Here is a 9701-nt window from a genome sequence, read left to right as displayed (position 1 = left end):
ACCGTTCTCCTCCCGGCAGACATCAGGTACGGGAACGACCGTAGGGCCCCGCCGGTGGGGCGGCAATCGAATTACGGCCGGACGGCGCGGAGGCCGGTCCTGCGGGACGGCTCGGGGAATCTCCGGGGTGGCCGGGGGCCTCCCGGAGATTCAGGGGCGGTCCTCCAGAAGTTCCGTGAGGTCCTGGTCCCAGTCCAGGTACTGGTGCTCCCGGCCCGTCGGCACCAGATGCTGCGAACGCTCCAGGAACCGGCGCAGCTCCGAGGTCCGGACGTGGACCATCGCGACCCCTTCCGGGGCGTGGAACTCGACGACCGTGCGGTCGTAGCCGTACGGCCGCAGCCGCACGTCCCCGTCTCCGGCCGGCCGCTCGACCCCCTGCGCGAGGAGCTCGCGCGCGAAGGCCCAGGAGACCTCGACCCCCTCCAGGGTCGCCGGCGGAGGGAAGGCCATGCTGACCGCGTACGGGTCCTCGCGGTCGTAGCGCAGAGTGGCGGGAACGGTCTCCATCCGGGGAGCGGATGCGACCAGACGGGCCTGGACGGCCTGCTCGATGACGGCGGACACGACGGGCTCCTCTCAACCGGGCTCGGATCCTGTGCGTCTCCCCGACACCAGGCCACCTGACACCTGAGAAGACGGCCGGGACGGCCGGAACGTGCACTGGGGTCGTGCGTGAGCTGCGTCACCGCCTCCCGTGCCCCTGGCCGACCCGTCCGGCGACCGCTCTCCGTCCGGGACGCGCTCTGGACGGCGGTCCGGCGGTACCGCTAGCTTCCGGCGGCATGACGTCCATGGGGAAGACGAGACGAATGATGTCGCTGGGCCTCGCCGGGGCGGCGCTCGCGCTGTGCCTGGGCGGTACGGCGCGGGCCGGGGAGACTCCCACGGCCGCGTCGGCCGGCTGGGAGCTGACGCCGACCGGCACCGACGCCCGATTCCGGGGCCTCGCGGCGGTCGACCGGCGCACCGCCTGGGCGGCGGGCTCCCGGGGGACCGTGCTGCGTACCACCGACGGCGGACGGAGCTGGCGGAACGTTTCCCCGGCAGGGGCCGCCGAGCTGGAGTTCCGCGACGTGGAGGCCTTCGACGCCCGGCGGGCCGTCGTCCTCGCCATCGGGGAGGGCGAGGCCTCCCGCGTGCTGCGCACCGACGACGGCGGCGCCACCTGGACCGAGTCCTTCCGCAACACCGATCCGCGCGCCTTCTACGACTGCATGGCCTTCTTCGACCACCGCCACGGACTCGCCATGAGCGACCCCGTCGACGGCACGTACCGCATCCTCTCCACCGACGACGGCGGCCGCACCTGGGAGGTGCTCCCCACGACCGGCATGCCGGCCGCGCTTCCGGGAGAGGCCGGCTTCGCCGCGAGCGGTCAGTGCCTCGTCACGGCCGGCCCCCGCGACGTGTGGCTCGCCACCGGCGGCGGCGCCACCGCCCGGGTCCTGCACTCCGGCGACCGGGGCCTCACCTGGACCGCCACCGACACCCCCGTCCCCGCCGGGGACCCCGCGCGGGGCGTCTTCGCCCTCGCCTTCCGCGACCGCGCCCACGGCATCGCCGTCGGCGGCGACTACCGCAAGGACCAGCCCTCGCCCCGCGCCGCCGCCGTCACCGACGACGGCGGCCGCACCTGGCGGCCCGCCGCCACGCCCCCGCCCGCCTACCGCTCCGGCGTGGCCTGGCTCCCGCACAGCACCCGCGCCGCCCTGGCCGTCGGCCCGACCGGCACGGACCTCACCACCGACGGCGGCCGCACCTGGCGGACCGTCGACACCGGTTCCTACGACACCGTGGACTGCACCCGCGACGGCGCCTGCTGGGCCTCGGGCGAGAAGGGCCGCGTCGCCCGGCTCGCGCGGAACGCTCCGGGCGCCCCCTGGGGGGTGTCCGGAACGTAGCGGCGTCTGCCCGCAGGGCAGGGGCCGCGGCGTCCGGTGCCTGGGGTCTGTCCGGGCCCGCGGGGCCCAGGGGAGGATCGCAAGGCGGAGGGTCGCCCTCGTACGGGGCGTCCGTGGGTGATCCCGACAACGCCGGGGGCACCTCCGTGCCCGAAGGGCCACGGGGCAGAGCGTGCGTGCGCAGGGGGGTGCCTCCCGGGCGTAGCTCCGGGGGAGTCGCGGGCCAGGCGCGACGTCACGGACACCCCCAGGCCCTGCCGGCCCGGGGAGACCCTGGGTACGACGCCGCTCCCTGATCCGGCTCGATCGACCAGGCACCCCCTACGCAGGAAGGCGCTCCCGGTAGGCGGAGAGGTCCTCAGCCGTCCTGGTCGCGTAGAACTCCGTGATCCGGTAGGCGCAGACGCCCTCCACGCTGAACGGGTCGGCCGCCGCGATCTTCTCGACCTCCGCGCGGTCGACCCCGGCGGCGAGGATGATCCCGCCGTCGCGCGGGTTCTTCCGGCCCGACGCGATGAACACGCCCGCCGCGTACTGCTCGTCCAGCCAGGCGACGTGCGCGTCGAGCAGCGCGTCCACCCGCTCGACGGGCGCGGTGTAGGTCAATTCCAGTACGAACATGCGGGCCAGGCTACCCGCGCCCGCCGGCCACCGGTCCGGGGCGGTGGCGCGGAGGCGAGCCGTAGGGTGGGCCGCATCATGACGATCAACGACATTCCGGCGGGCGGGCCCGCCGACGAGAACGCCGCGCGGAAGGTCCAGCGGGAACTGCGCGAGCGGCTCGTGCTCGACGAGGAGGGCCCGGCCGTCGGCACCGGCCACGTCACCGGGCTCGACGTGGCCTACGACGACGAGCGGGACCTGGTCGCCGCGGCCGCCGTCGTGCTCGACGCGCGCACCCTGGAGGTGGTGGAACAGGCCACGGCCGTCGGTCGCGTCTCCTTCCCCTACGTCCCCGGCCTCCTCGCCTTCCGGGAGATCCCCACCCTCCTGGCCGCGCTCGACACCCTGACCGCCGACCCCGGCCTCCTCGTCTGCGACGGCTACGGCCTCGCCCACCCCCGGCGCTTCGGCCTCGCGAGCCACCTCGGAGTGCTGACCGGCCGGCCCTCCATCGGCGTCGCGAAGAACCCCTTCACCTTCACCTACGAACAACCCGGCGGCGCCCGGGGCGACTTCACGCCGCTCCTGGCCGACGGCGAGGAGGTCGGGCGGGCCCTGCGCACCCAGGCCGGGATCAAACCGGTCTTCGTCTCGGTCGGGCACCGCGTCTCCCTGGCCAACGCCTGCGCCCACACCCTCCACCTCAGCCCCCGCTACCGCGTCCCGGAGACCACCCGGCACGCCGACGCCCTCTGCCGCCGTGCCCTCAAGGAGGCTCTCGCGCCCCGCCTGGAAGGATGAGCGCATGGACACGCAGAAGAATCGAGGACGTCAACTGGTCGGCTCCGGCTCGCCGCTGGAACCCGAGATCGGTTTCTCCCGTGCCGTCCGCACCGGCGCGCACGTGGCCGTCGCCGGCACGGCCCCGCTCGCCGAGGACGGTACGACCGTGGGCCCGGGCGACGTCTACGCCCAGACCGTCCGGTGCCTGGACATCGCCGAGGCCGCGCTCCGCGAGGCCGGCGCCCGCCTGGAGGACGTGGTGCGCACCCGCGTCCTGCTGACCGACGCGGACCGCTGGCGCGAGGCGGCCCGCGCCCACGGCGAACGCTTCACCGACATCCGTCCGGCCTGCACCTTCGTGGAGGTCTCGCGGTTCATCGACCCGGAGTGGCTCGTGGAGATCGAGGTCGACGCGGTGGTGCCGCCGGCGGAGGCCTGAGCCCGCCTCGGAGCCTCAACGCCCCCGCACCGGCGGGCCGTCGGCGCGGGGTCCCCAGGGACACCCCGCGCCGGCTACTCGCGGTGGGCCACCCGGAAGCGGATGCCCGCCGCCTGGAGGCGCTCGATCAGGGCGTCGCCCATCGCCGTCGCCGTCGTGACCTGGCCGGCGGTCCTCGGGAGGGGGTCGAGTGCCAGGCAGAGGGCGGACTCGGCCAGCATCCTGGCCGTCTCGTCGTAGCCGGGGTCCCCGCCCGAGACCTCGGTGAACACGCGGCGGCCGCCCCCCTCGCCGACGAAGCGGACCGTGAACCAGCTGCGGGCACGCCGCTCCGCGGACGGCCCCCGGCCCGGCGCGTAACGGGACATCAGCCAGCGCCGCACCGGCGGCAGTTGGGCTGCTGTGACGCCGAGGGCCACGGCCGCCGTGCCACCGAGGGCCACGGGGAGCGTCCGGACGGACGCGTAATGGCGGTAGCGGAAGTCCGGCCCGTACCGTTCGAGCGAGGCCGCCGAGCGGGCCACGACCCGCGGGTCCAGGGTCGGCAGGGGCAGCGCCCAGGTGCCCGTCTCGGGGCTGAACCGGGGGCCGCCCAGCGGAGCACGGGCGCGCCGGCCGACCAGCCTCGGTTCGTACAGGCGCCGCTCGCGGGCGGCCCGCAAAATCTGCCGCCCACGGCCGAAGGCGGTGAGCGCGGAGGCGAAGGTGCCCCCCGAGAAGGCGGCCCCCGCCCGGACGAAGCCGTCGACGCGCAGCGGCACCCCTTCGGGCAGCTGCCGCACGGTGAAGTGGACGCCGAGGTCGTGCGGGACCGAGTCGAAACCGCAGGCGTGCACGATCCGGGCCCCGGTCTCCCGGGCGCGGGCGTCGTGGCGGACGTACATCCGGTCGACGAACTCCGCCTCGCCGGTGAGGTCCAGATAGTCGGTGCCGGCCTCCGCGCAGGCGGCGACCAACTCCTCGCCGTACCAGACGTACGGGCCCACGGTGGTCGCCACCACCCGCGCCGAGCGGGCGAGTTCGCGCAGTGACCCGGGGTCGGCGGAGTCCGCGACGACGAGCGGCAGCTTGGCGCAGTGCGGCCACCGGGCGGCCAGCCGCTCGCGCAGCGCCGCCAGACGGCCGGCATTGCGGCCCGCGAGGGCCCAGCGGCACCCGGCCGGCGCGTGTTCGGCCAGGTACGCGGCGGTCAGCTCGCCCACGAACCCGGTCGCCCCGAAGAGCACCACGTCGTACGGCCGCGCCCCGCGATCGGCCCCCGTGCCGTCGCCCGCCTCCGGGGCCTCGTCCGCCGGGCGTCCCGCGCCCGCCTCCGCGCCCGCCTCCGCGTCCGTCCCCGCCCGGCCACCCGCGGCGGTCCGCGCCCCCGTGTCCGCACCGCCACCCGTACCCGCGCCGCCCGTACCGGCTCCCCGATCCGCTCCGCCACCCGTACCCGCGCCGCCCGTACCGGCTCCCCGATCCGCTCCGCCACCCGTACCCGGGCCCTCCGTACCCGCGTCTGAGCCGGACCCCGGCGGAACCGGCGCCCGCCCCGTTCCGGCCACCGCCTCGCCCGCCTCGTCCGCACCGCCCGCCGGGTCCGCCGCCCCGGCCCCGTCGCGCCCCGCCCCTGTGGTCATCCGGCCCCTCGCCTTCCCCTGCGGCGCGCCCGCGCGCATGCCGTCGGCGGAGGATAGCGGAAGCGGCCCCCCGCTCCACCGCCGCGATTTTCCAAGCGCTTGCTCGGCCGGGGGGCTTGTGCCGAGTGGAACACGTTCCTAGCATCCTCGGTGTTACATCATTGCTGTCACACACTCTGGGGGCCCGATGAGCACGACGCACTCCGCCCGGAACGGCCCGCTCACCGGAGTCCGGGTGGTCGAACTCGCCGGCATCGGCCCGGGCCCCTTCGCCGCGATGCTCCTCGCCGACCTCGGGGCCGACGTCGTCCGCGTCGACCGCCCCGGCGGCGCCGGCCTCGGCATCGACCCCGCCCACGACCTCACCAACCGCAACAAGCGCTCCGTCCTGGTCGACCTCAAGGCCGGGGACGGCCCCGCCACCGTGCTCGACCTGGTCGAACGCGCCGACATCCTCGTGGAGGGCTACCGGCCCGGCGTCGCCGAGCGCCTCGGCGTCGGCCCGGAGGCCTGCCTCGCCCGCAACCCGCGGCTCGTCTACGGCCGGATGACCGGCTGGGGCCAGGACGGGCCGCTCGCCCCCACCGCCGGGCACGACATCGGCTACATCGCCCTCACGGGCACCCTCGGCATGATCGGCCCCGACCCCGACGGGCCGCCCACCGTCCCCGCCAACCTCGTCGGCGACTACGCGGGCGGTTCCCTCTACCTCGTCGTCGGAGTGCTCGCCGCACTCCAGCACGCCCGCGCCCACGGCGAGGGCCAGGTCGTCGACGCCGCCATCGTGGACGGCGCCGCCCACCTCACCACCATGATCCACGCGATGCTCGCCGCCGGCGGCTGGCAGGACCGCAGGGGTGTCAACCTCCTCGACGGCGGCTGCCCCTTCTACGGCGTGTACGAGACCTCCGACGGCGGCCACATGGCGGTCGGCGCCCTGGAGGAGCGGTTCTACGACGAGTTCGTCCGCCTGCTCGGCCTCGCGCGGACCGCCCCGCCGCGCGGGGACCTCGCCCGCTGGCCGGAGCTCCGCGAGGCCGTCGCGGCGCGCTTCCGGAGCCGTACCCGCGAGGAGTGGACGGCCGTCTTCGACGGCAGCGACGCCTGCGTGGCTCCCGTGCTCTCCCTGCGCGAGGCCCCCGCCCACCCGCACCTCGCCGCCCGCGGCACCTTCGCCGAGCACGCCGGCACCGTCCAGCCGGCGCCCGCGCCCCGCTTCTCCGCCACCCCCGGCACCCTCCGTACGGGCCCGGCCCTGCCCGGCGCCGACACCGCCGAGGTCGCCCGCGACTGGGCCGTACCCTCCCTGCACCCCCAGGAGACTTCCGCATGAAGCGCACGCTCTACACCGAGGACCACGAGGCCTTCCGGGCGACCGTCCGCACCTTCCTGGAGAAGGAGGTGCTGCCCCACTACGACCGGTGGGAGAAGGACGGCATCGTCTCCCGCGACGTCTGGCGGGCAGCGGGGCGGCAGGGGCTCCTCGGCCTCGCCGTGGACGAGGAGTACGGGGGCGGCGGCACCCGTGACTTCCGCTACGGCGCCGTGCTCGCCGAGGAGTTCACCCGCGCCGGTGCCCCCGGGCTCGCCATCGGCCTGCACAACGACATCATCGGCCCCTACCTCACCTCCCTCGCCACCGAGGAGCAGAAGCGGCGCTGGCTGCCCGGCTTCTGCTCCGGCGAGATCATCACCGCCGTCGCCATGACCGAGCCGGGCGCGGGCTCCGACCTCCAGGGCATCCGCACCACCGCTGAGGACCACGGCGACCACTGGATCCTCAACGGCTCCAAGACGTTCATCTCCAACGGCATCCTCGCCGACCTGGTGATCGTCGTCGCCCGCACCACCCCCGAGGGCGGCGCCCACGGCCTCTCGCTCCTCGTCGTCGAGCGCGGCATGGAAGGCTTCGAACGCGGCCGCAACCTCGACAAGATCGGCCAGAAGTCGCAGGACACCGCCGAACTCTTCTTCCGCGACGTCCGCGTCCCCAAGGAGAACCTCCTCGGGGAGCTCAACGGCGCCTTCGTCCACCTCATGACCAACCTCGCCCAGGAGCGGCTCGCGATCGCCGTCGCCGGCATCGCCGGCGCCGAACACCTCCTGGAGATCACCACCCGGTACGTCAAGGAGCGCGAGGCCTTCGGCCGGCCGCTGGCCCGGCTCCAGCACGTCCGGTTCGAGATCGCCGAGATGGCCACCGAGTGCGCCGTCACCCGTGCCTTCGTGGACCGCTGCATCGAGGAGCACGCCGACCCGGAAGGCCTCGGCCTCGACCCCGTCCACGCGTCCATGGCCAAGTGGTGGGCGACCGAACTCCAGAAGCGGGTGGCCGACCGCTGTCTGCAACTGCACGGAGGGTACGGCTACATGAGCGAATTCCCGGTGGCCCGCGCCTTCACCGACGGCCGGATCCAGACCATCTACGGCGGTACGACCGAGATCATGAAGGAGATCATCGGCCGCTCCCTCCTCGGCTGACCGCCCCCGCATTCCTCGAAGACCCCTCCTCGCGAAAGGCTTCCCGTGAGCACCGAAGCGTACGTGTACGACGCGATCCGCACCCCGCGCGGACGCGGCAAGGCCAACGGCTCCCTGCACGGCACCAAGCCCATCGACCTGGTCGTCGGCCTCATCCGGGAGATCCAGACCCGCCACCCCGGCCTCGACCCGGCCGCCGTCGACGACATCGTCCTCGGTGTCGTCGGGCCCGTCGGCGACCAGGGCTCCGACATCGCCCGCATCGCCGCCATCGCCGCGGGCCTGCCCGAGACGGTCGCCGGCGTCCAGGAGAACCGCTTCTGCGCCTCCGGCCTCGAAGCGGTCAACATGGCGGCCATGAAGGTCCGCTCCGGCTGGGAGGACCTGGTCCTCGCCGGCGGTGTCGAGTCCATGTCCCGCGTCCCGATGGCCTCCGACGGCGGCGCCTGGTTCGCCGACCCGATGACCAACCTGGAGACCAACTTCGTCCCGCAGGGCATCGGCGCCGACCTCATCGCCACCATCGAGGGCTTCACCCGCCGCGACGTCGACGAGTACGCCGCCCTCTCCCAGGAGCGCGCCGCCACCGCCTGGAAGGACGGCCGCTTCGCCCGCTCCGTCGTCCCCGTCAAGGACCGCGCCGGCCTCACCGTCCTCGACCACGACGAGCACCTGCGCCCCGGCACCACCGCCGACTCCCTGGCCAAGCTGAAGCCGTCCTTCGCGGACATCGGCGAGCTGGGCGGCTTCGACGCGGTCGCCCTGCAGAAGTACCACTGGGTCGAGGCGATCGACCACGTCCACCACGCCGGCAACTCCTCCGGCATCGTCGACGGCGCCGCCCTCGTCGCCATCGGCTCCCGCGAGGTCGGCGAGCGGTACGGGCTCACGCCGCGCGCCCGGATCGTCTCGGCCGCCGTCTCCGGCTCCGAGCCGACCATCATGCTCACCGGCCCCGCCCCCGCCACCCGCAAGGCCCTCGCCAAGGCCGGCCTCACCATCGACGACATCGACCTCGTCGAGATCAACGAGGCCTTCGCGGCCGTCGTCCTCCGCTTCGTCAAGGACATGGGCATCCCGCTGGACAAGGTCAACGTCAACGGCGGCGCCATCGCCCTCGGCCACCCGCTCGGCGCCACGGGCGCGATGATCCTCGGCACCCTCGTCGACGAGCTGGAGCGCCAGGACAAGCGCTACGGCCTCGCCACCCTCTGCGTGGGCGGCGGCATGGGCATCGCCACCGTCGTCGAGCGCGTCTGACCGTCCCGTCCGAACCCTCTAACGGAGAAGCAGCAGTCATGAGCGAGAGCACCACCATCCGCTGGGAGCGGGACGAGACCGGCATCGTCACCCTCGTCCTGGACGACCCCGACCAGTCCGCCAACACCATGAACCGGGCCTTCCGGGCCTCCCTCGCCGCGGTCGCCGACCGCCTCGAGGCGGAGAAGGACTCCATCCGCGGCATCATCTACACCTCCGCCAAGAAGACCTTCTTCGCGGGCGGCGACCTCAAGGACATGATCCAGGCGGGCCCCGAGCACGCCCAGGACATCTTCGACGCCGCCATGGAGATGAAGCGGGCCCTGCGCCGCATCGAGACCCTCGGCAAGCCCGTCGTCGCGGCGATCAACGGCGCCGCGCTCGGCGGCGGCTACGAGATCGCCCTCGCCTCCCACCACCGCGTCGCCCTCGACACCTCCGGCTCCAAGATCGGCCTGCCCGAGGTCACGCTCGGCCTGCTCCCCGGCGGTGGCGGCGTCGCCCGCACCGTACGCCTCATGGGCATCACCGACGCCCTCCTCAAGGTGCTGCTCCAGGGCACCCAGTACAACCCGAGGCGCGCACTCGACAACGGACTCGTGCACGAGC

Annotated in this window: 10 protein-coding genes; 7 read left to right on the top strand and 3 right to left on the bottom strand. The window is 74.4% G+C overall.

What is annotated here, in order from left to right; genetic code table 11:
- Window positions 1-150 precede the first annotated feature (150 nt).
- Entirely contained in the window at window positions 151-567 is a 417-nt protein-coding gene (locus RIF68_RS15740) for an SsgA family sporulation/cell division regulator (protein WP_309051873.1), read from the bottom strand.
- Window positions 568-815: 248 nt separating this feature from the next.
- Between RIF68_RS15740 and RIF68_RS15735 the strand changes: the two genes are divergently transcribed.
- Window positions 816-1904, top strand: a complete 1089-nt coding sequence (locus tag RIF68_RS15735; RefSeq protein ID WP_375165706.1) for a WD40/YVTN/BNR-like repeat-containing protein — start codon at window positions 816-818, stop codon at window positions 1902-1904.
- 321 nt (window positions 1905-2225) lie between these two features.
- Here the strand turns inward: RIF68_RS15735 and RIF68_RS15730 are convergent, their stop codons facing one another.
- On the bottom strand, window positions 2226-2525 hold the full coding sequence (locus RIF68_RS15730; RefSeq protein WP_309051871.1) for a YciI family protein: 300 nt from the start codon (window positions 2523-2525) through the stop codon (window positions 2226-2228).
- Between the two features lie 78 nt (window positions 2526-2603).
- On the opposite strand from RIF68_RS15730, the gene RIF68_RS15725 reads away from it, so the two are divergent.
- Both RIF68_RS15725 and RIF68_RS15720 read left to right on the top strand, forming a co-directional pair.
- Window positions 2604-3308, top strand: coding sequence for an endonuclease V (locus tag RIF68_RS15725; protein ID WP_309051870.1), 705 nt, complete (start codon window positions 2604-2606; stop codon window positions 3306-3308).
- 4 nt (window positions 3309-3312) lie between these two features.
- A complete protein-coding gene (locus tag RIF68_RS15720; RefSeq protein ID WP_309051869.1) occupies window positions 3313-3729 on the top strand; it encodes a RidA family protein in 417 nt (138 codons plus the stop codon).
- 74 nt (window positions 3730-3803) lie between these two features.
- Here the strand turns inward: RIF68_RS15720 and RIF68_RS15715 are convergent, their stop codons facing one another.
- Window positions 3804-4958, bottom strand: coding sequence for a saccharopine dehydrogenase NADP-binding domain-containing protein (locus RIF68_RS15715; RefSeq protein WP_309051874.1), 1155 nt, complete (start codon window positions 4956-4958; stop codon window positions 3804-3806).
- A gap of 580 nt (window positions 4959-5538) precedes the next feature.
- Between RIF68_RS15715 and RIF68_RS15710 the strand changes: the two genes are divergently transcribed.
- The 4 genes from RIF68_RS15710 to RIF68_RS15695 form a co-directional block, all read left to right on the top strand.
- Window positions 5539-6684: a CaiB/BaiF CoA-transferase family protein gene (locus tag RIF68_RS15710; protein WP_309051868.1), complete on the top strand. Its 1146-nt coding sequence runs from the start codon at window positions 5539-5541 to the stop codon at window positions 6682-6684.
- Window positions 6681-7832 (top strand): acyl-CoA dehydrogenase family protein, encoded by a 1152-nt coding sequence (locus RIF68_RS15705; protein ID WP_309051867.1) that lies wholly within the window; start codon window positions 6681-6683, stop codon window positions 7830-7832. Before RIF68_RS15710 ends, RIF68_RS15705 begins: the two co-directional genes overlap by 4 nt.
- A 45-nt stretch (window positions 7833-7877) precedes the next feature.
- Window positions 7878-9092: an acetyl-CoA C-acetyltransferase gene (locus RIF68_RS15700; RefSeq protein ID WP_309051866.1), complete on the top strand. Its 1215-nt coding sequence runs from the start codon at window positions 7878-7880 to the stop codon at window positions 9090-9092.
- A 38-nt stretch (window positions 9093-9130) separates the two neighbouring features.
- Window positions 9131-9701, top strand: a 571-nt coding sequence (locus tag RIF68_RS15695; protein WP_309051865.1) for an enoyl-CoA hydratase/isomerase family protein, incomplete at its 3' end; no start/stop codon positions are given.

The sequence above is a fragment of the Streptomyces sp. genome, assembly GCF_031178505.1.
GTDB lineage: Bacteria > Actinomycetota > Actinomycetes > Streptomycetales > Streptomycetaceae > Streptomyces > Streptomyces gulbargensis.
The sequence above is the reverse complement of the archived record's forward strand: the minus strand, read 5'-3'. Positions and strand labels throughout refer to the sequence as shown.